This is a genomic window from Paenibacillus polymyxa (genome assembly GCF_001719045.1).
Classification (GTDB): domain Bacteria; phylum Bacillota; class Bacilli; order Paenibacillales; family Paenibacillaceae; genus Paenibacillus; species Paenibacillus polymyxa_B.
In genome coordinates this window covers 2,591,581-2,615,188 of the sequence record NZ_CP015423.1, presented here as the reverse complement: position 1 = coordinate 2,615,188, position 23,608 = coordinate 2,591,581, and the positions used below count along the sequence as shown (strand labels likewise).

General features: G+C 45.9%; 20 protein-coding genes and 1 pseudogene. 10 read left to right on the top strand and 11 right to left on the bottom strand.

Features of this window, described 5'->3' with window-relative positions:
• Nucleotides 1–16: 16 nt before the first annotated feature.
• Together papB and papA are read right to left on the bottom strand one after the other, a co-directional pair.
• Nucleotides 17–1,420 (bottom strand): PapB family radical SAM/SPASM ranthipeptide maturase, encoded by a 1,404-nt coding sequence (papB, locus tag AOU00_RS11650; RefSeq protein ID WP_061829514.1) that lies wholly within the window; start codon nucleotides 1,418–1,420, stop codon nucleotides 17–19.
• Between the two features lie 104 nt (nucleotides 1,421–1,524).
• Nucleotides 1,525–1,674 (bottom strand): freyrasin family ranthipeptide, encoded by a 150-nt coding sequence (gene papA, locus AOU00_RS26255; protein ID WP_155729687.1) that lies wholly within the window; start codon nucleotides 1,672–1,674, stop codon nucleotides 1,525–1,527.
• 296 nt (nucleotides 1,675–1,970) lie between these two features.
• On the opposite strand from papA, the gene AOU00_RS11645 reads away from it, so the two are divergent.
• The 3 genes from AOU00_RS11645 to AOU00_RS11635 are packed head-to-tail and all read left to right on the top strand — an operon-like array spanning nucleotide 1,971 to nucleotide 4,363.
• Complete coding sequence (locus AOU00_RS11645; protein ID WP_061829513.1) at nucleotides 1,971–2,897, top strand: ABC transporter ATP-binding protein; 927 nt, start codon at nucleotides 1,971–1,973, stop codon at nucleotides 2,895–2,897.
• Complete coding sequence (locus tag AOU00_RS11640) at nucleotides 2,890–3,600, top strand: ABC transporter permease (RefSeq protein WP_069290669.1); 711 nt, start codon at nucleotides 2,890–2,892, stop codon at nucleotides 3,598–3,600. Before AOU00_RS11645 ends, AOU00_RS11640 begins: the two co-directional genes overlap by 8 nt.
• A 28-nt stretch (nucleotides 3,601–3,628) precedes the next feature.
• Nucleotides 3,629–4,363 carry an ABC transporter permease gene (locus tag AOU00_RS11635; protein WP_069290668.1) on the top strand — a complete coding sequence of 245 codons (735 nt, stop codon included), beginning with the start codon at nucleotides 3,629–3,631 and terminating at the stop codon, nucleotides 4,361–4,363.
• A 192-nt stretch (nucleotides 4,364–4,555) separates the two neighbouring features.
• Here the strand turns inward: AOU00_RS11635 and AOU00_RS11630 are convergent, their stop codons facing one another.
• The 3 genes from AOU00_RS11630 to AOU00_RS11620 form a co-directional block, all read right to left on the bottom strand.
• Nucleotides 4,556–8,146 (bottom strand): family 14 glycosylhydrolase, encoded by a 3,591-nt coding sequence (locus AOU00_RS11630; protein ID WP_069290667.1) that lies wholly within the window; start codon nucleotides 8,144–8,146, stop codon nucleotides 4,556–4,558.
• Between the two features lie 307 nt (nucleotides 8,147–8,453).
• A complete protein-coding gene (locus tag AOU00_RS11625) occupies nucleotides 8,454–10,622 on the bottom strand; it encodes an alpha-glucuronidase family glycosyl hydrolase (RefSeq protein WP_069290666.1) in 2,169 nt (722 codons plus the stop codon).
• 35 nt (nucleotides 10,623–10,657) lie between these two features.
• Nucleotides 10,658–12,856 (bottom strand): glycoside hydrolase family 52 protein, encoded by a 2,199-nt coding sequence (locus AOU00_RS11620; protein ID WP_069290665.1) that lies wholly within the window; start codon nucleotides 12,854–12,856, stop codon nucleotides 10,658–10,660.
• A gap of 166 nt (nucleotides 12,857–13,022) precedes the next feature.
• On the opposite strand from AOU00_RS11620, the gene AOU00_RS11615 reads away from it, so the two are divergent.
• Nucleotides 13,023–13,967 carry a helix-turn-helix domain-containing protein gene (locus AOU00_RS11615; RefSeq protein WP_069290664.1) on the top strand — a complete coding sequence of 315 codons (945 nt, stop codon included), beginning with the start codon at nucleotides 13,023–13,025 and terminating at the stop codon, nucleotides 13,965–13,967.
• 275 nt (nucleotides 13,968–14,242) lie between these two features.
• On the opposite strand, the gene AOU00_RS11610 is transcribed toward AOU00_RS11615, so the two are convergent.
• A complete protein-coding gene (locus AOU00_RS11610) occupies nucleotides 14,243–15,421 on the bottom strand; it encodes an MFS transporter (protein WP_069292038.1) in 1,179 nt (392 codons plus the stop codon).
• 156 nt (nucleotides 15,422–15,577) lie between these two features.
• Here AOU00_RS11610 and AOU00_RS11605 point away from each other — a divergent pair, with 156 nt between their 5' ends.
• Nucleotides 15,578–16,021: an Lrp/AsnC family transcriptional regulator gene (locus AOU00_RS11605; protein ID WP_069290663.1), complete on the top strand. Its 444-nt coding sequence runs from the start codon at nucleotides 15,578–15,580 to the stop codon at nucleotides 16,019–16,021.
• Here the strand turns inward: AOU00_RS11605 and AOU00_RS11600 are convergent.
• On the bottom strand, nucleotides 16,007–17,188 hold the full coding sequence (locus AOU00_RS11600; RefSeq protein ID WP_069290662.1) for a serine hydrolase domain-containing protein: 1,182 nt from the start codon (nucleotides 17,186–17,188) through the stop codon (nucleotides 16,007–16,009). The two genes, AOU00_RS11605 and AOU00_RS11600, sit on opposite strands and share 15 nt — an antisense overlap.
• A gap of 311 nt (nucleotides 17,189–17,499) precedes the next feature.
• On the opposite strand from AOU00_RS11600, the gene AOU00_RS11595 reads away from it, so the two are divergent.
• From AOU00_RS11595 to AOU00_RS11585, 3 genes are all read left to right on the top strand, one after another.
• Entirely contained in the window at nucleotides 17,500–17,673 is a 174-nt protein-coding gene (locus AOU00_RS11595) for a hypothetical protein (RefSeq protein WP_172828284.1), read from the top strand.
• Between the two features lie 461 nt (nucleotides 17,674–18,134).
• Complete coding sequence (locus AOU00_RS26600; protein WP_172828283.1) at nucleotides 18,135–18,308, top strand: hypothetical protein; 174 nt, start codon at nucleotides 18,135–18,137, stop codon at nucleotides 18,306–18,308.
• Nucleotides 18,305–18,910 carry an ATPase gene (locus AOU00_RS11585; protein WP_061829503.1) on the top strand — a complete coding sequence of 202 codons (606 nt, stop codon included), beginning with the start codon at nucleotides 18,305–18,307 and terminating at the stop codon, nucleotides 18,908–18,910. Before AOU00_RS26600 ends, AOU00_RS11585 begins: the two co-directional genes overlap by 4 nt.
• Nucleotides 18,911–19,103: 193 nt before the next feature.
• Here AOU00_RS11585 and AOU00_RS27585 read toward each other — a convergent pair.
• The 4 genes and pseudogenes from AOU00_RS27585 to AOU00_RS11565 form a co-directional block, all read right to left on the bottom strand.
• Nucleotides 19,104–19,268, bottom strand: a pseudogene (locus AOU00_RS27585) (AraC family transcriptional regulator); the annotation flags it as partial.
• 411 nt (nucleotides 19,269–19,679) lie between these two features.
• Complete coding sequence (locus AOU00_RS11575) at nucleotides 19,680–20,027, bottom strand: KGG domain-containing protein (RefSeq protein ID WP_061829502.1); 348 nt, start codon at nucleotides 20,025–20,027, stop codon at nucleotides 19,680–19,682.
• A 123-nt stretch (nucleotides 20,028–20,150) separates the two neighbouring features.
• Nucleotides 20,151–20,912: an ABC transporter permease gene (locus tag AOU00_RS11570; protein WP_069290659.1), complete on the bottom strand. Its 762-nt coding sequence runs from the start codon at nucleotides 20,910–20,912 to the stop codon at nucleotides 20,151–20,153.
• Nucleotides 20,909–21,649, bottom strand: a complete 741-nt coding sequence (locus AOU00_RS11565) for an ABC transporter ATP-binding protein (protein ID WP_061829500.1) — start codon at nucleotides 21,647–21,649, stop codon at nucleotides 20,909–20,911. Before AOU00_RS11565 ends, AOU00_RS11570 begins: the two co-directional genes overlap by 4 nt.
• A gap of 247 nt (nucleotides 21,650–21,896) precedes the next feature.
• Between AOU00_RS11565 and AOU00_RS11560 the strand changes: the two genes are divergently transcribed.
• Together AOU00_RS11560 and AOU00_RS11555 are read left to right on the top strand one after the other, a co-directional pair.
• The gene (locus AOU00_RS11560) at nucleotides 21,897–22,496 is read left to right on the top strand and encodes a TetR/AcrR family transcriptional regulator (protein ID WP_061829499.1); all 600 of its coding nucleotides are present in this window, start codon (nucleotides 21,897–21,899) and stop codon (nucleotides 22,494–22,496) included.
• A 100-nt stretch (nucleotides 22,497–22,596) separates the two neighbouring features.
• Nucleotides 22,597–23,238 carry an SDR family oxidoreductase gene (locus tag AOU00_RS11555; RefSeq protein WP_069290658.1) on the top strand — a complete coding sequence of 214 codons (642 nt, stop codon included), beginning with the start codon at nucleotides 22,597–22,599 and terminating at the stop codon, nucleotides 23,236–23,238.
• Nucleotides 23,239–23,608 lie beyond the last annotated feature (370 nt).

The window sequence follows — 23,608 nt, the reverse complement described above, 5'->3', positions numbered from 1 at the left end:
TGCCGAGTAGTTATTACTAACCAAAAAGGATGCTTCTTTGTTCCTGGGTAAGTTGGAGGTATAATTTTATAGTAGCGTTAATGAAGTTCTTAGTTACTTTGCAAAGTTTACCGACAGGTTGATTGACATTTCCGTTCTCCGCGAAGTTCTCTTGATGGCATCCACCACCACAAAGATTTTTGGCCCAACACTTTGAACAGGTGGTTCTATTTCTTACTGTTGAATTCTCAATGAAATTATACTGTTTGCTCAATGGATCTTCATCAAATAGATTGCCAATAGAGCATTCATCCTCGCCTACAAAACGATGGCAAGGGAACAAATTTCCCCTAACATCAACAGCGGCCGCATTCGTACCCGCTCCACAAAAGTGGATTCTAGGACCGCCGGAATGAATTTTACTAAGCATGCCAAGGACATTGGACATTTTTTTGGCTGTAACATAGTCTTCACGTTCCAGTAACTCTCGGAATTGCTCTACGAGTTTAACCATTTCTTTCGATAAAGTATCGTAATGCTCGTCCGAGAGGGAATAAAGTGCTGGAGATAAATATATTTTTCTGAACCCCAGTTTCACTAAATGATCAAAAGATTTAGAAAGGTCAAGCTCTGCAGGAGTTACTGTACCGCGCGCGCCTATTTTACGATCATTTCTCATGTCTTCTGTACGCTTCAAGAGTAAATCGTAGGATCCTTGTCCACCTTTAAAAAAACGATTGAAATTATGCGTTTTTTCATCACCATCTATGCTGGTCTGCACCGCAAAATGATGTTTGTAAAAAAAGTTTTTGATTTTAGGAGTGATAAGTGTACCATTTGTAGTTATTGAAAAAGAAAATTTCTTATTATGAATTTCGGATTGCTCATGAACATACTGCACCGTCTCTTGTATGAGAGGGAAATTTAACAAGGGTTCACCGCCGAAAAAAGTGATATTCAATTGCTCTATTTCACCCGATTGTTGGATCAGAAAGTCTACGGCAGATCTAGCAATATCTGAAGTCATTTTCCCTTTTTGATTATATTCCCCTTCCTCCCCATAACAGTAAGTACATCTAAGGTTACATTCTTGCACCATAAATAAGGTCAGAGAGGATAATTTGAAGACTCTTTGCGAGTTATCAAGTATCCCCATTTTTTCAACATCTGATATGTTAGTATCTGTGGCAATAATGTATGCTTCCTTCATATTTTGGATGGCTTCTCTTATTTTTGATAATTTATAACGCTTGGCCAAATCCTTAACAACATGCTCCTCGTTTTTGCCTTTACTATGTAGAATATCGATAATTAATGAGTCAATCTCAAATATGGCATTTGTAACAACGTTATAAAAGAAGGTTTTTGAGTCAACTTCAAACAATTTATAAGGGTGAAATTGAATGAGTTCGTCTTTTTTATCCTGAATCAGATTAGCCATTTCAAAGACCTCGCTTTTATATTGGGATGATAAAGTGGAAACGGGATTAAGAAATTAATCCCGTTAGTTAGACGTAATTAATTTAGGAATTAGATACAAAAATTCTATTCATCACCTTTAATACAAAGATCATTTCTATCACAGTTTTTGCAGTAATCACTAGTATCGCAGAATAAACAAAAATCGCTTCTCGTACAACCATAAGCACGTACAGGTTCTTTGACCCCTGCAATAACGTTAATTTGTTTTAACATCGTTATCACCTCCTTCTATTAAGCTATACGGTGTGCGAATATGTAAGATATATAAATCATACATCACTAAAGGGAAATTAAGTTTTACAATATTTTGTATAATACGATCATTTTTTATTTATTTTATTTATTTTTTAGTGTTTTTTATCATATATTCATCTCGTTCAAAAATGTAAAATACAATTTGTTATGTATAGGAAATGTTAATTAAAATACAATAAACTACATTTATGGTTAATTTTTTTACTCTGATAAATGCATGATGTTTGGTGATTATTGTATTAGGAGGTACAAAAATGGATTATATTATCGAAACGAAAAAGCTCCGCAAACAGTTTGGGGGGGCTGTAGCCGTAGACGACATATCCTTACATGTGGAGCGTGGCAGTATCTACGGTTTCCTCGGTGAAAATGGAGCTGGTAAGACAACCACTATCCGCATGCTAATGAGGCTAATTGAGCCTACAAGTGGGGAGGTTTTTTTATTTGGCGAGCGGCTGGAGAAAAACTATCCTTCTATTTTCTCGAAAATAGGTACAATTATCGAAACGCCCGGTTTATACGAAAATTTGAGTGCACGCGATAATTTAAGAATTTGCTGTATGTATATGGGGGTGCAGGACGATGGAAGGATAGAACGTACCCTAACCACGGTGGGATTAGAGCATACCGGCAAAAAAAAGTTTAAGGATTTTTCCCTAGGGATGAAGCAAAGATTAGGGATTGCGAGGGCGCTTGTTCATGACCCTGAGTTGCTTATATTAGATGAGCCGACGAACGGACTGGACCCATCTGGAATTAAGGAAATTCGTCAGCTATTGAAGCGGTTGTGCGAGGAAGAAGGAAAAACGATTCTTATTTCCAGTCATATCTTGAGCGAAATTCAGCAGTTAGCTACACACATCGGGATTATACATAATGGAAAACTGTTAGCGGAAGATCGTTTGAGCCGATTAGAGGAAGGTTTTGAGCAATATACAGATGTAAAGGTAGACGATGCAGAAGCAGTGCAAGCATTTCTGCAAGAACACATGAAGCAACTTCAATCTAATGTGATATCCCCACAACAACTAAGAATTCATAGTCAGATTGAGAATACAGCTGCGTTAAATAAGCAGTTAATAGATCATCAGTTTTCAGTCTATGAGATACACACCTCCAAGCAGACACTCGAGGAGTACTTTCTGACTCTCATTTCAGAAGAGGGTGAGCGGCATGATTAGAGCAGAACTTATTAAACTTAAAGGCTCTAAAGCCTTCTTGTTGAGTTATATTATATTGCTGGCTGTTGTGCTGTTGGAATTTGCGACGAGCGCTATTTTTTACAGATATTCAATTGATAATCTAGGTTGGGACTACTATTTTACAAATATTGTTTCCTTGGTCAATATTGCAGCCGGATTTATCAGTTACTACATATTAACCGGTCATATTTTTGCAAGAGAGTATCAGGAAAACACGCATCTATTTATGTTTACCACGCCTGTCACCAGGGTTAAATTTTATTTCAGTAAATTGATCATTATTTATGGATTTATTATTGTATCCTTATTTCTCATTCTGTTTTTGTCTGCCTTATTAGGCATGTCCATTACAGATCGACCTTTAACGATGGCTATCTGGGTATACCAAATCCAAGTGTTTGCTAAAATGTGTGTGATGCATGCGATGTTAATCCCAATCGCCTCTTTTTTTGCTATACGCTGGAAGAGCATCATGGTGGTTGTACTCGTAGTTTGTACTGCAATATTTTTAAATTTTATATACAAAAGTGAATGGTACCCTTGGATTGTGCCCTATCTCTTATCTCCTAATGAAAGAAATGCGACTATACCTACCAATGTTTCAATAGCATGGCTCAGCTTATCCGTGATCTTTCTTCTTGGATTGTTTTTATCCATATGGACATATCAGAGAAGAGCCTAAATGAAGATTTTTTGAAAGGAGGGCTACTATGTTTGACCTGTTTAGAGCAGAGTGCTTGAAGCTGAAAGGAACTAAAATTCTTTTTCTAAGTGTGTTTATTTTAATAGCAACCGTATTTTTGACTTTTAGTACTTACGCCATAAATCCTAAACTTTCCTTGGATCGTGATGGATGGAATGAATACTTTATGGATTTGGTATCCTCCATTAATTTAATAACTGGATATATGAGCTATTACATTTTGACCTGCTATATCTATGCGAGAGAATACCAGGAGAACACTCATATTGCACTGTTTACAAACCCAGTTCGCCGAACTCGGATTTACTTCAGCAAGCTGCTCGTTATCTATATGTACATCGCTGTTAGCCTGCTGTTAGCATTTGTGCTATCTGCGATGTTGGGTACGTTTATTACGACCAGACCGCTAACCTTTGAAATTGTTATGTATCAGCTTGGGATATTCGCTAAGATGATTCTTATGCACGCTATGCTCATCCCGATCATCACGTTCTTTGCTATTCGCTGGAAAAAATTTGTACCCGCCATTATTGGGATGTGTACGGTTATGTGCTTAAATTTTGTTTTGATTAATACACCGGGGAATACCTTTTATCCATGGACAGTGCCGTTATTGTTTTCTCCCCATGGACAAATGGGCAGAACATTCACGTATGTTCCTGGAGGGGTCATCAGTATTTTCTTTATATTTGTGCTGGGACTTTTTTTAGCGTTGCGAAGTTATGTTCGTATAGAAAAATAAGTAGAGTATAACAAAAAGAAATAGACCGCCCTGGTGAGGGGAATACGGCCTATTTCTAATAGCTAGCCCTTATCTGCCGACCGCTCTTCAAAGCGGCTGTTGCCAAGAGTAGGGATGTTACCAGCATCCTTGCTCTTTTTTTAGTATATCCTTCTACCATTTATTTTAGCACAATTGAATATTCGATGTAACTTATTTGGTGAAAACTTTAACTTCCTTTGGAGCGAGAGTCACGGTGATCGAACCGTTGTTAATCTGAATGGAGTCGTTGCTCAGCTGGTTGGTCAGACGGGTACCGTTGGACAGATTGTCGAAGTTGCCAATCGTGCGGGTTTGACTGCTCCATGAGTTATTGATAAGTACGATGGCCTCGTCGCCGTTTTTAGAGCGCTGGAAGCTGTAAAAGGAGTCGTCTACCCATTTTTCCTTTTGGCTCCCGTTTTGCAGGGCAGGGTGGCTGTTGCGCACACGGTTCAGCTTAGCGATGTACTGATACAGATCATGATTGGCGTTAAACACAACGTTTTCCCGGTTAGCAGGATCATCTCCGCCACTAAAGCCTTGCTCGGTGCCTTGATAGATGATAGGAATCCCGCGTGAGGTCAAAGTAAAGCCTAAGGCAGTTTTGAGCTGTGGCCATTTGTCATAGTTAGCACCCGGCTTGCCGGAGGCGTCATTCAGGAAACGTTTTACATCATGATTGTCGATAAATACACCGTTGGTCTGGGCATCGCGATAGTAACGATCATCGGAGTAGCGCTCCTTGATTTTTCTCATGGATTGATCGTGTCCGAACACATCCTTGATTGTATAATACATCGGAAAATCTAATGCGGCATCGAGATATCGGGTGTAATCCCCCACATAAGCAGGGTCGCCATGGAAAATTTCACCCATGGTGAAGGTATTGGCGGCTTGGTCAAAATCCTTCAGAAACCCTTTGGGTACATGCTTCACAGTGTCCACCCGCAGTCCGTCGACCCCCGACTCGTTCAACAGCCATTTGATCCAGTTTTTGAGCTCATTTGCTGTTGCAGGGTTGTCCTGATTCAGGTCATCTAATCCAGCCACATCACCGTTTTCGATTTTCGATTGGTTGTTGGAGCTGTAGTCTGCTCCTGTGATGTCGCCATTGTGATGATACCAATCTGCTTTGTCAAAAGGAGCCTTGGCGATGCCGTTCCCAGGTTGAAAATCGCCGGTGTGATTGGGAACTACGTCCAGCATAACAGCGATATTTTTGTCGTGTGCCTTACCAACCAGCTCTTTGAACTTGTCCATGGTACCGAGATGTCCGTCTACCGCATAAAAATCATACGTATGATAGCCGTGGTAAGCGTATTCGCTCTTTTGCATCGTTACCGGAGTAATCCATATGGCGGTAAACCCCATATTTTTAATGTAGTCGAGTTGGTTAATAATACCTTGAAAATCGCCGCCGTGCCACTTGCGCTGATCGCTGTTGTTGGAATTGAAGCCACCGTAATTATCGTTGGATGTATCTCCGTTGCTGAAACGGTCTGTCATGATAAAATAAATGCTCTGTTTGCTCCAGTCTGTGCCAAGGGGAGTGGGCTTGGAGAGGGTACCCGGATCTATAGAGGTGAAGGCGCTCGAAAGCGCCTCCGTTTGAGCAGTTACTTCAACTCCGTTAACATTGGGTGTGTAGGTAGAAGTGCTTACATTTAAGGATACACCCGAAAGTTTTTCTGTTTGGATAGGCCCTGCCACTTCGTTGAGGTCGGTTGTGTAGGTGGAAGTCACTACGCTGACGGCACTTCCTGAAGGTGCCCCCGTTCGGATAGATCCTGCAGCTCCGTTCAAGCCGGGTGTGTAGGTAGAAATTCCCGTGCTGAAAAGGTAGTTTTTAGTATTGTTGCTGTCCCAGTTGTTATTGCCGTCATTAAAAGCAGCTTCCAATTGGGAGGCAGAACCGATATCGACGGTAATTTTAGCATAGCCGCTAATTTCGGCATCCTGCATTTTCACACCCGGTGCAGCAGTCCAGCTACCACCAGCCGGACGGTAGTGAATGTAAGGTGAGTTGAAGCCTTTTTTGTAGTATACCGTTACTTTGTTAGTTGTACCGCCGCCATCCCCGGGATTCGCGCCCGATGGAGCGCCTGAAGTGATCGTTCCTGCATTGCCACTATTACCGGGCGTGTACGTAGAAGTGCCCGTGCTGAAGGAGTAGTTTTTGGTGTTGTTGCTGTCCCAGTTGTTATTGCCGTCGTTAAAAGCGGCTTCCAATTGGGAGGCAGAACCGATATCGACGGTAATTTTAGCATAGCCGCTAATTTCGGCATCCTGTATTTTCACACCCGGTGCAGCAGTCCAGCTACCACCAGCAGGACGGTAGTGAATGTAAGGCGAGTTGAAGCCTTTTTTATAGTATATCGTTACTTTGTTGCCTGTACCGCCATTATTGTCAGGCTTGGCTTTGCTGATGATATATTGTTTGAATCCACTCAACTCACCGGTTGGTGAGCCATCATTGTTGACGAGATTGTTGATGCGCAATAACGTAAACCCGTGATAACCGAACTTCGTGATTTTCTCCTCGATTTTTTGGAAGCCGCTGCCGCCTGTCGGGAGTGCATTTTCACCATTCAGGCGAACACCCTTGGCATTCGCGATGGAGGAGACAGTATCAACCAGGGTGGACGGCAACGAATAATTCGGTGCTGTGCCACTGTCACTCATCTCCAGGCAAGTAAATGTCAAGTCTAGATCGGCATCCTTGAATTTCTGAATGAGACGGTTGTAATCATAATATCCACCCGCTTGTTCTGTGCTGTGCGGCATGGCAGGATTGTTCATTTGCCAGTGCAGACCGGAAATTTTGGCCCCGATCCGGACACCGAACACAGAATCGAAGTTTTTGTGGGCAGCTGCTCCGATGACACCTAGATGCTTCTCAAGCACACTTTGGTACCACGACAGAAAATCCTTTCCATACGTGGAATTATATCCTCCATTCGTGTAAAATCCGTCCCCATCGGTCGGCGGATTGATTTGGCTAAGGCTACTCAGCTTGGTACCCCATGCTGCATTAATCTTGTCCATTGATCCGTACTTTTCATTCATGGCCGTGCGGAACGCACTTTTGGCTGTTTCAGTGTAGGCTTGGAATTTGCCCCGTGCAGGATAACTCCATCCCGCTGCCGGATAGTATGAAGGATATCGCAATTCTCCAGAGGGCCCACCGCTTAAATAAATTTTGGGAATGATGCTTTTGTAGCTAGCAAAGGTTTGAGCAAATGAGGCATATAGCTCGTCATATTGTTTACCAGTCCCGCTCCATAATGGAGAGAGGGCTTCGTTATTGGCAAAACCGCTTTCGTCCTTGAACTGCATTTCATCTGCACTGCCCTTGCTCGACAGCCAGCTTGGCAGTGGGATGTTGCAGTCATCTCCCACATTTCCTCCACACTTATGCGTTGAGATGATAGGAACCCACTTCAGTCCCGCTTCTTTCACGGCATCTGCATAGGTCTTGTAGTAGCTCCAATCGAACTGGTTATCTCCTGCGCTCTCCACATAGCCCCACCAGACGTCGGTAGTGATGGCATACACGCCATTGTTTTTCAACGTTTGCAGTTGCTTTTTAAAGGAACCCCAGTCATTAATTTTCGCCAGCGGCCCCATAACGGAAGCCTGAAAATCATCTGCAACCGCAGCGCTCGCCGTATTAGAGGGTGAGCCAATGAAGGCGGTCAGAGACAGCACAAGGCTTAGTAGAAGCATACACCCTTTTTTCCATAGACTTCGATACAAGGTCAAACCGATCATCCTCCCCAAAGCATAGTCTAATTCGACAACATTTTGTAAACGTCTACAAAAATAGTATAAAGCAAGCGGTTGCATAAAAAGAAGAATTTATTGCACACTCAGAGTGGACAAATATGACATTTTACGTAAGCAACCGTGTGCTTAAAAGTTTCCAGGCAAAAAAATAAGGCATAGGTCTGAGTAAGACGCATGCCTTTTAATGATGTGCGGATAGACAATGCCAGTATAGGAGAAAGCGAACCTAGGCGTAGAGAAGCCTTGTTCCAGTCTGTATGAAAGTATTGCCGAGGCAGCTTGCTTAATAAATAGGGCGATCCTTCTGGTCGGCAATACCGCTTTTACGGTAGAAATACGTATTGATCCGATCCCGCCATTCTTTGGCATGCTCAGTCTGATGCTCCAGCCGCTTCAGCACCTGTTCATACATGGCATCATTCAGTTGCCCTCGTAGACTAACCCATGTGTCTCGGAGATGGGCCGCACGTTCTGCACCTTCAAAATGGGTATCATAAATGTGCTGTATGACAGTTTGGCCGGAGTGGAGCAAGTGTGTATAAGGAACATGGTGAAAGAATAAAAGCAGCTCATCCGGGCAGGTGTCCGTAGATTCGTAGATATTAGTATTGGGAGAAAAATATTGTCCTGCATAGCCCGTTCCGGTTGCGGACGTGCGATCTACCCCGATCCCCCGGCAATCAGCAAAATGGTAGGTGCCCCACATAGAATATTCGTACCCGTCTACATCCGGCCCATAGTGGTGATCGGGACTGACCATCCAGCCGACCCCGAGAGGGGCGGTGTAGGATTCGTAGATATTCCATGAATCGAGCAGCATCTGCTTAAGGGTAGAAATCAAATCTGTGTCGCCGTCGCTATTCCCTTGTCTGCCAAACGTCAGACGAACCCACTCGTCAGCGATTTCGTCTGCGGACAGGTCCGGGTCCCATGCCAACCGGCCATAGCCATAAAGATTGGACTGGGCGAGCAAATGTCCGGTCCAATTGGTGTCTGCACCAATATTGGATACAGCGGCTATTCCATAGTTGGTATGCTTGGGAGAATGCAGAACGCCACTCACGATACGCTTGATGGTGGAGCCTTTTCCTTGGGCGTAGGTGTCAAAATCCAATACTTCCTTCCATTGCGGAACAAGGTAACATAGATGCTTCTGTTGGCCGGTGTACTCTTGCGCAATTTGAAATTCCAGCAGTACCTGAGTGGATTCCAGCGCACCGAATAGGGGGGAGACAGGCTCCCGTACCTGAAAATCCATAGGACCATTTTTGATCTGTAAAATGACATTTTCTCGAAACAGTCCATCCAGCGGTTTAAAATGGTCAAAGGCTGCGCGGGCCCGATCCGTCTTGCGATCGCGCCAGTCCTGCTTGCAGTTGTAGACAAAGCAGCGCCAAATCACGCGTCCGCCATAGGGCTGCAATGCATCTGCCAGCATATTGGCTCCATCGGCGTGATGGCGTCCGTAGCTGAACGGTCCAGGCCGATTTTCGGAATCGGCTTTGACCACAAAACCACCCAGATCAGGAACGGCGGCGTAAACTTCCTGGGCTTTGGTCTGCCACCATTCAGCTACAGCAGGTTCCAGGGGATCGGCGGTGGTTAACCCGCCGAGTTGAATAGGGCTGGCATAGTTAATGCTCAAGTAGATCTGTATGCCATAGGCGCGAAACACCGCAGCTACTTTAGCCACATCCGGTAGGAATTTATCTGTAATCAGCTCGGTTTCTACCTGATGGACATTCACATTGTTGATGGATAGTGCTTGAATGCCTACAGAAGCGAGCAGACGGGCATAGTCTCGCAGGCGCTCCATATTTGTAGTAAAGGCATTATTGTCGTAGAAAATAGATCCGCCCGCATATCCACGTTCAACACTACCATCCATGTTATCCCAGTGGTTGATCATGCGGATGGAATTAACAGGGTTGGATAATTGGTCTAGAATGGGGGCGTGCAATGATTCGGTGGTGGGCTTCAACTTCCCATCTAGTCCTCCCTGCAGGTAGCGCAGCAGATGAAAGACTCCGTACAATACGCCTTTGGAGGTCTGCCCTGCGACTGTAACGTATTGTCCTTTGAACTCATCGTTACCATGCGAAGCTGAATATGCCGGATCTGGCATCTCTATCCCGCGAATTCGGTAGCCTTCTGCACCCACTTCTGCCTGTTCCTCTGCGCTGAATCGTTCTGCGACCAAAGGATGCGCTGGGAACGTACCCAGCGCAATGAATGGCGCATTCACAGGAACGGCGCTGATCTTCGGCTGCTGTCCAAACATGGAGGTCAATCCGTGCTGAAGCTCACTCGCAGCCGATTCAAGCACTTCATCTGTCTCATGGACCACGATGACCTTACACCAAGCGGGCAGCTTTTCTACCTTACTATTGCGGCTGTAATGCAGCCAAGCCGCATAGCCGCTCTCTTTTGGCATATCCATAAGCTTGCTCATTTTGGAGCCTCCTTTTGGGCAGGTGAAGATGATCCTCAGACATGCTGTTTCTGATCCTGACTCATATGCTCAGGGAGAGTCAGACGGTTGCCGTTGCCTTCATACAGCCACAAAATAGCAGTAACTCCGCGTGGATAGTATTTGCTGCCGTGAGCAATACCGGAGAGTATCTGATCACTCCAGCACCAATAGGATTCTTCAGGGTGAAGGAGCCATGAGACGTGGGCAGCGTCTGCGGCCTGCCCAGCTTCTTCCCAAGGCAGTTCCAGCAACTCACGGGCAATAAACTGTGACAGATAGATTTTGCTCAGCCAGGAGTTGTTACTGGTCGAGGACAGCTTCCAGCCTCCGTCTTCAAACAGACAAACTCCCGGTACCAGTACAGTTTCCAAATGGCGCCGCAGTGCTTGGATATATCCACCGAACCGTCCATCAGGCTTAAGCGCAGCCTCACATCCTGTAAAGTAAGGGAAGATCAGCCCCTCAATGGCAGGAATAATCTGCGAGTCATTGCCTTCCTTAATAACTGCAGGAATATAGCCCTTGTCTGTCATATGTGCTGTGATTGCGGCTGCGCATTTGTCCGCCTGTAAGCCAGCCTCCTGTGAGAGGGAGTCAAGCCCTTTTGAGGCAAATATTTTTTCCAGTGCAACATATACCGCCCAGCATTTGCTGCCTAGATAAATGTTGTTGCGGGACTGACCCAGAGATACGTCCAGACTGTCGTAGGTCGTAATTTCCGCGCCTCCCCGGGTTCTAGAGCTGTCCAAGCCCATCAAGCCGTTTCGTTGTGCCGGGTCGGGGTGATCCCGCCGCAGCATGCTTTCGAAGCAGTCACACAAGACAGGCAGCATGCGTGTTGTAAATGACTGATCCTGTGTCTGCTCGATATATACCGTGGCGCAGCAAAGCCAGTTCACCAGCTCCTCATGGCTCATATAAGAGAAGCAGTCGTCAATCCCTGCCAGCTCATAACAGGAGTATCCCTGCCGGGAGAACACGTTGGCCACGCCCATATCATGCGTAAACGTGATACCACCCGGATAGGTCTGTTCCTCTCCCGGAAAGCGTACCTCATCCCGATAACTGTACCTTTGGACAAACCACTCCAGCTCGTTGCGCACCGTCCATGGATTTAAAATCAATTCATAGTAGAGCTGATCTGCCGTCAAATCGAGTGTATTCATCATCCGATACTCGCCTTCGTTCACAACCCAGATCGGTTCTCCGTCCGCTTGGTGACTAAGCAGTTGGGTGCTGCCGTAGTAGCTGTGGATCGCCTGAGCGAGCATGAATTCCTGGTCTGGGCTCAGGTTAGCCGACTCCATCCAGCGATTAGCCTGAACACAGGCTGCGGTGAGGTCTGTAAAATGCTTCAATGCATAGCTCCCCACGTCTTCAATATCCTTGAACAGCCGGGTATAGTAATACGATGCTTCGATGCCTGTCGTTACGATGCCGCCGCGATAGAAGCATATGGCGAAGGTATACGTGCGCTTCTCACCTGCGGGAACGTCCATCAGAAGCGCACCCGTCACGCCCAGGCCAAAGGATAAATTCTCGGCCATGGTCTCCCCAAGCAGCTTCTCCATTGCAAATCCGCTGGCAGGTACCGCTTCTCTACTGTTGGTCACAATGGCTGTGCTGCGCCCTTGGCCGATGCCTGTGAGTCTTCCCTCCAATGGGGTAGAATCCGTAGCGTCCCTGCGCGGATCTTCTCCAATAATGCGTATGCCGCTATACGGATCACTGCCCTGATAGCCGAAAAAAGCTTTTCGTGCTGCAGTTCCTTGCGTGTTATCGACGGTTAGCTCAGCGAATACCGCCGGAACCAACGCTGCTCGCAGCTCATCCATACCCGCGGTTCCCGGCTCGGGCACCGGGCGAACAGGAGAGTACAGCCGGAACGTCAAATCACCAGCCTGCCATGTATCCGTTCCTGCTTTTAGCTCACGGGTAATGTCTGAATCGGCAAAGGCCATAAGCTGTGGTTCCGTTCGTTTACCCTTTTTCTCCACGTCGTAGCGGGCACTTTCATCCTGTGTGGATGCAAAAAAGGGAAGCGCCTCGTATGATCCGCCATCTCTGGATTGCAGCCCAATATATACATTTTCATCGGCAGGCTTGCCCAGCTCCAAACCGAGTCCGCCGCGATTGCCCTTAAACCCAAGCGTAAAGCTGGAAAAAGAACCGATCGGTGCATGCTGCGTGTTATAAAATATATTTTTCGACATATAATGAAACCCCTTTCATAGTAAGGTTTAACTTTGACTAACTTCACTTAGAGCCTAGCATGTCAAATGGCGGGGAACCATTGTCAAATCGCTCAACTATTTATCCAAATCGCGCTGAAAGCGATATACTGGAGTATATCCATGTAAGTAAGCCAGGAGGGAAAACATGTCGTCACCACGTTTACCGAAGCTTCCCCGTTATCCAGACCTTACAGCTGCCGGAGAGGAATTCTTTTTTCCCGATGTACGGACCACGGTCAATTTGTTTGCCATTCATACACGAAGTGTCGGAAGAGAGTGGAGCTATCCGCCACACGAGCATCCTCAATATGAAATTAACATCGTGCTTGCGGGAGAACAGATCATGGTTGTGGATGGTTGCAGCTATACCCAGCGACAGGGTGATCTGGTGCTGCTGCGCCCGGGGATTGTCCACTCCAGCCATAGTAACGGAGAGGGATTTACGTATTTTTGTATGCATTTCGACATTGATGATAAGCTGTTTCTCTCGCTCCTGAGTCGTCTGGAGCAGGTGCTGTTTCCAGCTGAAGGCACCGTAGCAGGTCAGATGGGACCAGCGTTGAGCAAGCTGCTCGATCTTTCAACGCCAGAAGACATAGGAATAGGTAGTGATTCGGTGGCAAAGCGTATGCGAATTCAATCTGCTGTGTTTGAACTGTTCGCAACATTGTGGGAGGCTGTGTCCAGTGAAGCGGCCCATCTGCCGGGGCGTGGATATGTACAGGCAGAGCTTGCCCATCAGATTGCCAGTCGTCTTCAGGGCAGAGTGAATCAGCCTTATGGACAGGCCGGATCGGTGGAAAAACAGGATGGGATCGAGGGGATTTCATCCGAGCTAGGTATTAGCGTGTCCCATTGTAATCGTGTATTCCGTAGCGTTTTCGGCGTATCTCCCCGTGTATATCTATCTGAGCTTGTGCTGCATGAGGCCAAGTTGCTGTTGGCTGATCCGCAATGGTCGGTGCAACAAATTGCCGATATGCTCGGCTATGGGGATATTGCGCATTTTAGCAGACAGTTCAAGCGCTGGTCGGGCCAATCGCCGACATCCTATCGCAAAAGCACGGTACAGGAAAGCCCAAACGAATAAAAATGAGTATGTCTTAAAAATAGTTATGATATAAAACTTATAAAGGAGCTGAGAATAATGTGACTTTACATAATCAACGTGTCGTCGTGGCGGCAGTGCAGGTATAGGGCTGGCAACAGCCATAGAAGCAGCACAGGAAGGGGCAAGCATCGTGATCGCTGGGCATGATCCAATCCGACAGGCAGGAATCAATCTTTAAACAAAAATCGGTTCAACACCATACAAAGTGTTGAACCGGTTTTTTATGATAACAGGCTTGGGCCTCTTGCAACTTTTTAGCTTTGCACATCTAACCCTTTATATTTTCGCAAAATACGTGGATAAATCAACTTAGACCCGATGCATACCATCGCCAGCATGGCGAACAGCAAACCGCTCCACAGCGTCCCATGGATTCCCGCTCTGGCAATAAACCACCCCCCTGCCAGCGAGCCCAGTGAGACCCCTAGGTTAATAAACGAGATATAAAGACTGTTGGCAAACGCAGGAGCTTCTTTGGCCTCATCAATCACCCAAATCTGGGCGACAATCAGTCCGCTGGTATGAACGGCCCCCCACACGATAATGATGAAGAGCGTAGGGATAAATGAAGAACTGATCCCGTACAACAACAAATAGGTGCCCCCCAAGACTACTGGATGAAAAAGAGCGGTCCGTACCTTATGCAAGCCCATGAGCTTGCCAGCCAACAGATTGCCGAGCATTCCGCCGATGCCGAAAATAATAAGCAGAAAACTGATAACCTTGCTGCTCATCCCTGTATTTTGCCCCAAATATTCGGCAGAATAGCTATACACCGAGAACATGGCTGCAAAAATAAAAGTAGCCGCCCCGATATTGAGCCACAGCGATACTTTACGCAAAATGCCAAGCTGCTTCCGATAGGAGAACATTTCGGCTTGCGGTGTATCCGGCAGCATAAATAAAATACCTATCCCTGCAAGCCCATTCGCTACCGCAGTAAACCAGAAGGAGGCCTCGTATGAAAATTGATTGGCGATATAGGCTGTAATTGGAATACCGAGTACCATTCCCATGCTCGTGCCGAGAAAGGCCTTGGCGGAAGCTTGCGTTGCTTTTTCCGGGGGATACAACGCAGTGGCAGCGACAAAGGCAAGCGAGAAATACACCGGGTGAAACAGAGCCGGAATGATACGTAAAATCACTAGTAGATAAAAGTTGGATGTATAGGCTGACAGCAAGCTTGTTATGGCAAAAACAAACAACGACATTGTCATGATTCGCTTGCGGTTAAACCTGGACATCAATAGCACCATGAAGGGACCGAACAACGCGATGATCAATGCAAATGAACTGACAAGAAACCCGGCCTGAGCTGCCGTAATATGAAACCGTTCAATGATGACCGGCAAAATGCCAACCACACCGAACTCAATCGTGTATACACCAAATAGGCCAAGCGCAATGAAAAGCAGGGGCTTACTATATTTCATTAGTTTCATTCCCTTTCCACGTCTTCCTGCTTTACGTCCTTGATTTTGCATGCTAATATTTCATTGAATCATAAAATAATAAGCCAATGTTCGAAATAATACATAATAATAATTGTGTTTTTGTAATATTACCTTGAACTTAAGGAGGCTGATTTGATGGATCAAGTGGATCATAAAATTTTGTTGTGTCTACAAAACCAGGCGCGTATCTCCATGACCGAGCTGGGTAAGGAGGTTGGGCTTTCCCAGCCTGCCGTAACGGAAAGAGTGCGGCGCATGGAGGATAAAGGTATTATCACCGGGTATCGTGCCATAGTTTCACATGAGAAAGTCGGAAAGCCGATCATGGCTCACGTGCTCGTGCACACGAATCAATGCAATTCATTTGTTGAGTTTTGCCAATCTGCACCTGAAGTCATTGAGTGCCATAGAATCAGCGGCGAGCAAAATTACTTACTGAAAGTCATGGTTGAGTCTATGCTCAAGCTGGAGCAGTTCGGGGATGAGTGTGGAAAGCACGGGCACTCTACCACGTTAATTGTCCTGTCCTCGCCTGTAGACCATAAATATGTAACCCCCACTTTATTAGACCCTATTTGAGCTACCGTAAATGGCTTGGCAAAGCTCGGTTGTAAACGGACCTGACATCCCTTCGAATGCTGTATTGGTAAAGGCGACAACACTAAGTCTTAGTGCGGGATCAACGAACCACGAATGGCCGTAAGCTCCTCCGAGACGCCACGTTCCGGGTGATTCTGCTGTTCCACTTTCGTCGGGATTTTGGAGTACGGTGAATCCTAGTCCAAAGCCCCGCCCCGGCCAGCCTGCCAAGGGGAGGTTCCCGGTCTGGATGGTGCCCATTTCACGGACCCATTCCTCTGAAAGCAACGGATTGCCGCCGTTTCGCAGTGTTTCCAGCAGCCGCATGAAATCTTTTGCGCTGCCAATCATACCAGAGCCACCAGAGTGGAAAGCCGTGGGATCAAAGGCTCGTGCAGGCTGAAAACGAAGTCCTGCGGTGCCTTCAAAAACCTGCGCAACCTCAAGCTCACGCATCCGCCGGGGTTCTGATATATCGTTGACATAAGGAGCCGCAAGCCGTCCAGCATCCGCGACCGCAAAACTGGTGTCGTGCATACCGAGAGGTTCGGTAACGAGCTTTCTAACAGCAGCATCAAGGGTTGTGCCACATACACGGCTAATGATAGCGCCGAGCACATCAGTAGCAATCGAATATCCCCACGCTTTACCCGGTGTATATAACAGTGGCACAGAAGCCAAACGTTGCAAGTTCTCTTCCAGCGTAAGATTTGAGAAATCCATGCCATCTGATACGCCTGCACGATGATAGGGGCCGCCGCCTTCTTCCTCTAAAAAGCCATAGGTCAACCCGGCAGTATGTGTCAGCAATTGGCGTACTGTAATGGAGGGCTGCTCACCACTGATTAATCGGGGGCGAAAATCGGGCAACCAGCGTTCAATAGATTCATCGAGCTTAATCAATCCTTGGGCTGCCAAAACCAAAGCCGCAGTAGATACAATCGGTTTGGATACAGAAGAAAGCCGAAATAAAGCATCCTCATGCATAGGACGTTGTTCTTCTCGATCAGCCAGCCCCGCCGCTCGGACATACACGGGTGAACCGTCCATATATATCATGACGACTGCGCCGACCAGGCGCTTCTCGGCAAGGGTTTGATCTATAACTGCATTTACACGTCCGTCCAGACCAGCTTGTATCGCAAAAACTTTATTATCCAAACCCATAAATATCTCATCCTCTCTATGATCCAGCGGTTACCGCTTGATGGAACTTAGTTTACAGGATGGGAAGACGACATTACATAAGGTAACAAAGGTATTCAGTGAGTATTTACGTTAAAATAAAATTATATTAAAAGAATGGCCTTGGATTTAAATGAATGCGATTTTACAAGAAGTTATGCTGCGTTTTACAGTGGCTTTGTAAGTTGAGATACGTTGAAAATAGGTGGTAAAATTTACAACAAAGGGGGGGTTATTTATTGAGGATTGTATCGCGTAATAAGTTGGCTTGCTTGGTTGTCCTAGGAGGGATTTTGACCGTAATTGCTACAGGTTTTGGAGGAGGTAAGGAATCTTATAAACTTCCCGATAAGCCCCAAGAGGCTGCTGTCTCGACATTTTCAGAATATATGAACGCTTCTATGAGTCGCGATTACGACAAGATGCTTTCACTGTCTGATGATTATCGCTTTAAAACAATTTTCTAATCAAACAGTCTAAAGCGTATCCAATGAGATACCAGAAAATTAGTGTAGTGAAGTAAACAATAGTTATGGGGATGTCTGCCTCTCGCACAAATCGAAATGATTCATACATCCAAACTAGCGGGCTAATGATAGCCAATAGTATATTATAGTCGTCGTACCCCGTAATATTTACAGTAATAACTAGACATGAGATTAGGACTAGCCAAAAACGAAAAGATTTCATTGCCTATACCTCCGCAATTGTATTTGTTGTTATAGACGAATAAAAAAACTGAAGGTAGCATTTATTCCAAATTTATTTATTAAAATGTATTAAAAAGACAATATTTCGATCCTATTTACTTGTCACGATTTTTAGCCGTACGGTATTCGTATGGATTTGAGTGACGCTGGATTCTTTCAGACTTTTCGATTTATGATATACTCTCGATATATGATTTGGATGGGATGGTGATGGCTGAATGAATCGTACACACGACCTAGGCAAGTTAATCAAACTAACTGGAGATAGAGCAAAACTGGACGCTAAAGCAAATGGCACATATATTGTCTACAAAACGTCGGATGGTCAATTTGTTAAAGAGTACAGTAATGGTCAAGTCGAACGAATTAAAGAGCAGGATATTTTATCATGAGTGAGCCGTTTGCTACTATGTTTGTATTCGCAGGAAACAATGGAAGTGGTAAGAGTACAATTCGTAATCTAATCGTTGATAAACTTGGTGTAAGTGTTAATATCGATCCAGATGCGTTAGCGCGAGGGATTGATCGTGAAAACCCTGATCGACACAAAGTATCGGCAGGAAAGGAAGCGATTAAGCTAGCGCGGGATTGTATAAGAAATAAACGAGATTTTACCGTAGAGACGACACTTGCTGGTGGCAATGTGATTCGACAAATGCGAATGGCAAAAGAAAAGGGCTTTGAAGTTATTATGTTTTATGTGGGCCTTGGTGATTATCGTCTTAATATCGAGCGAGTTGCTGCACGAGTTCGAAATGGGGGTCACCACATTGATACCGCTGATATTATAAGACGGCATCAGACCTCGCTGGACAATCTTCTCTTACATCTTAAACTTATCAATCATTTAATTGTCATTGACAACAGCAGCTCAGATGGCGTGATTGTATTGGAATCAGATAGTGAAACGATAAAACATCATGTGGCGTTGTTACCGGATTGGGTTGAAATCATTGATAGTTACTTGCAAAATAAAAATGCTGATCAAGAATAAACCGATCACTGTATGATTCAGTGATCGGTTTATTCTATATTTACATCGTATTGTGTCCACAATGTCAATTCGATGTGTATTGCACCTCAAAATGGAATCCGTTAGTAATAAACTGTTATTATTTTTCAACAGACTTTAGCAAGACGATGAACAGCATCCTGATCGTAGCGGCTTCTTGGGGTTCTTTTTCTCTTCACTTTTTTTTCACTGGACGTAACACTGCGTATCCGTATCCTTCTGGGAAATGCCGCTGATAATCTTGTTTTGTTTCCTCATCCCATTCATACCCCAGGCTGCTAGGGTCAAAGTTCCAAGCCCTCTCCTCCACCATTCTCATAACGTCTCCATTGTTTTTTTTAAAATGAAGGGTGGGTTTCGTACACGAGGTTTCCCTTTCGACTCCATCTTAACAGCCGGAATGCAGGAATATTTGACTTGAGTTGCATGCACTCTTTTGTATCCATGAAGCTTTAACCAAGGGCTGTGTTAGTCCTTGTTGTCTTGTTCGCAATAAGTAGGATGACGTGAGAAAAGAATCTGACGGATATATTCGTTCATTTGTAATAAAATATGTATGATTGGTTAATTAACCTGTTTATGTATATTGTAAGGCGTATGATCGGTTGACGAAAGTAACTTTCACACAAAAAGCCTATCTGCCGTTGTTTCGGCAGATAGGCTTTTATAACATAAACGTCCACTATACTTCATGTTTATATGCAGTCTGTGCCTCTACATTGCAATTGCACTGACCACATACTCCCTATTGTCAGTTATCTCTACGCTGACGTGCGCGGGCTTCGCCGCCTTTACGGCCAGCTTCTTCCCTGCTCATTTTCCCGTCGCTATCACTTTGGTCTGAGTTGCCACGGGCTTCGCCGCCCTTGCGTCCGATTTCTTGATAGAATTCCTTGTCATGGTTTTTGGAAGTGGCTTCGCCGCCTTTTTCACCAATTTCCTGGTAGAAGTCCTTGCCATGACTTTTGGAAGTGGCTTCGCCACCTTTTTCGCCAATCTCTTGATAAAATTCTTTGTCGTGATTTTTAGCAGTAGCTTCTCCACCTAAACGTCCTGCCTCTTCGCGACTCATTTTGCCATTTTGGTTGTTGTTAGCCATGTTCAATCACTCCTCATCGAATTTTAGTAAAGCGGGTACGTGTATCTATTAACCTTTGTGTCAGGAATTAAACATGTCTCTTTTATTTTGTGAAATCACAGATAACTGGGGATATTCACCTGATTAGCGTTCCCATGCTTCTGTGTGCAGTTGTTGCTGGCGGTTAAATAATGCCGGATAAATGAACAGGCTGAGCAGCACGCTGGTCAAAATAGCAGAGGTCATGGTGGTAAATACGATGAGCAATTGCAAACGCACGGCGGCAATCGGATTGGCACCTGCGATGATTTGTCCGGTCATCATGCCGGGAAGCTGGACAAGCCCCAGCGTTTTCTGCCCCTCAATGGTTGGAATCATACTGGAACGTATGCAATCCTTGAGTATAGGGAAGATGGCTTGTCTAGGCGTGCCGCCTAACGCCAGAATGAGCATGATTTCAGGCTTGCGCAGCAGGACTTCCGACTTGAGCCGAGACACCAGCAGGCTGGACAAAATCATGGAACTGCCAATGATCATGCCGCTAATCGGAATCATATACCGGGCTGTCGCAGGAATGATATGCAGGCCAATGAGGAATGTCTGTGTAACGATTTCCACACACAGCAGCGTCAGGAATGATTTCCACATGAGACCGGGGATAAATCGTCCTTTGCGCGCAACATTTTGTGAGGCTACGGTAATCATGAGCAGAATGAATAATACGATAAATCCGTAGCTTTGCATCCCAAAAATCAAATGCAATACATATCCAATCGCCAGCAGTTGAACCGACGCTCTGATTGTGGCGATAATTATGTCTCGGTCCAGACCGAGTTTGAAGGATTTGGACATGACGATGGCGATAAATACAAAACCGAGAGAGAGAATCAAGGCAACAATCGTCATACCCATTCTCCTGCTACAAACCTGCGGGTCTCACTATGCTGTGGAGCATCAAAAAACGTCTCCGTATCCGCTTGTTCTATCAGTCTTCCGTCGATCATCAGCCATGTTTCGTGGCCTACCCTGCGGGCTTGTTCCATATGATGCGTAATCCAGACCATCGTTGTTCCCTCTTCTTTGTTCATTTGCAGCAACAGTTCCTCAACCTCTTTGACCGAGGCAGGGTCCAGTGCAGAAGTAATCTCATCCAGCAGTAAAATATCCGGACGGTTCGCGAGTGTCCGCGCCAAGGCCAAGCGCTGTCTTTGTCCGCCGGACAGTTCCTGCGCCTTCTGTTCCAACAGGTCGCGAGTAAGTCCTACGCGTTCCAACAGGCCGGCAGGATCATCCAGCACTGTACCGTGCAGCCGTTCTACGGTTTGGAGATTGTATAGGACCGTTCCCTGAAGCATGGGGGCATCCTGAAAAACCAATGCTACTTTCCGTCTCAGTTCAGGGATCTCCCACTCCGATATAGGTTTGCCGAGGACATGGATGTCTCCTTCATCCGGTGTCATTAGGAGGTTGCACAGTGAAAGCAACGTGCTTTTACCAGACCCCGATGGACCGACCAACGTGGTGATTTTGCCGGGGGAGACTTTTGCTGTAATCCCGTTCAGAACAGCACGTTGCTGTCCAGACCCGGTGAAATATTTGATAATGTGATTGAATTCAATAGCTGGAAGTGGCTTGGGTTCCATAGATATAGCTAGCTCCTTTGTAAGTGATCGAGAAAGGGATCAGATCCGTTCCGTTTATGATCTTATTTTTTTATTATATCAGTAATGCCTGCTATGCTCTTCTATAAAGGTTCGATGCAGGTCGGCTGTTGTAAACGGCATTTTCTTTGTATAAACTAACAGGATTAGTTAAAATAGAATCTGGATCGACTCAGTATATGTATAAGGAACCGGATTACATAGAAATTAGATGGAAGGAGGCGGGATGATGTCGCCTAGAAACGGAGTAAAACTGCAAGATATCCTGCGGGCTGCCGAGGACATTGCCAATGAACAAGGGATGGAGGATGTCACGCTCACCACACTGGCGCAAAAGCTGCACATTCGCCCTCCGTCCTTGTATAACCACGTGAACGGATTGAATGGACTGCGCCAAGTACTGGCATTGCACAGCCTCGAACAGTTGGAGGAAGCTTTGATGAGCGCAGCGGTTGGTAGAGCGGGCGAAGATGCGCTGACCGCTATGGGGAACGCGTATATGCGGTATGCTCGCGAGCGACCAGGTTTGTATGAAGCGATGCAGTATGCAACTGATCGAAATGATACCGAAATGAGGCAGGCTGCGGATCGCGTGGCTGAGCTGGTCATTACCGTCCTGTCCAGTGGTTATGGCTTTAAGGAAGAAGATTGCATTCATGCAGCGAGGGGATTCCGTAGTCTGCTTCATGGATTCGCCTCACTTGAACAAAAGGGCGGCTTTGGTTTACCTATGGAGGTGGACCGGAGTATTGAGGTGATGATGGCTACCTTTTTGGCAGGTCTGCGTGTGCGGCAAAAGCGAGATGTCGAGCTTACCAAAGAAGTCTGATTTCAGCCTGATGCAGCTAACATGATTGCGTCGCAGACCCGAAGGGTAAAATACATCTGTATAATGTAGATGAGAGACTGCGAATACAGGAGGGGTATGAGTGAACGTACTGGTGATTGGCGCAAATGGAAAAGTAGGCAGACATCTTGTCCGTCTACTGGGGCAGAATAAATCGCATCGCGTAAAGGCGTTGATCCGCCATTCGGATCAGGCCGAAGCGCTTGAACGTTTGGGAGCAGAAACGGTGGTAGCTGACCTCGAAGGGACGGTTGGTGATATTGCCGCAGCTATAAAAGGCAGCGATGCTGTCGTATTCACAGCAGGCTCCGGTGGAAAAACAGGAGCGGATAAAACGCTGCTTATCGACCTGGATGGAGCGGTCAAGGCGATGGAAGCCGCCGAACAAGCGGGTATCCAGCGCTTCGTTATGGTCAGCGCCCTACATGCGGAGAATCGGGAGCAGTGGCCTGCATCCATTAAACCGTATTATGTGGCGAAGCATTACGCTGACCGCTTGTTGGAAGCGAGCAACCTGGACTACACGATTCTTCGTCCGGGTGGCCTGACGGATGATGTGGGCACCGGAAAAGTTGCTACCGGTGAGGAGCTCACCAGCCACACCATTTCTCGTGAAGATGTGGCGGCAGCGGTGGTAGCAGCGCTGGAGGAACAGCGGACGTATCATCGTGCAATTAATCTGGTTTCTGGCAGTACGCCTATTGCTGAGGCAATCCGGCTGTAATTACGGATGAAGTTGTTGCCCAAAGGACGCTTATAAATGACAAAAAAGCGAGAAGACGGCCACAATGGTCATCTTCTCGCTTTAATAATTTTTACAGCTTGGTTGGATCCATTTCTTTTGGGAATGTTTCTTCAAAGCTGTGTTTTTTCTCGTATAAGTTGTACCAAGTTTCTGCAATGATATCTGGATGTCCTACCTATTCATGCCAACATCATACATGAGGCTGGTTATTTATGGGCATCTGGAATTACTCCGTTTGATAAAGAGGAAATAGCCAAGAAGGCTTCGTTATTAATAACAGGAGGAAAAGATTAATTCTTGTTTTGAGAGGCATCCCCGGGGGCAGAGTCCCGGGGATGCTTTTTGCTGT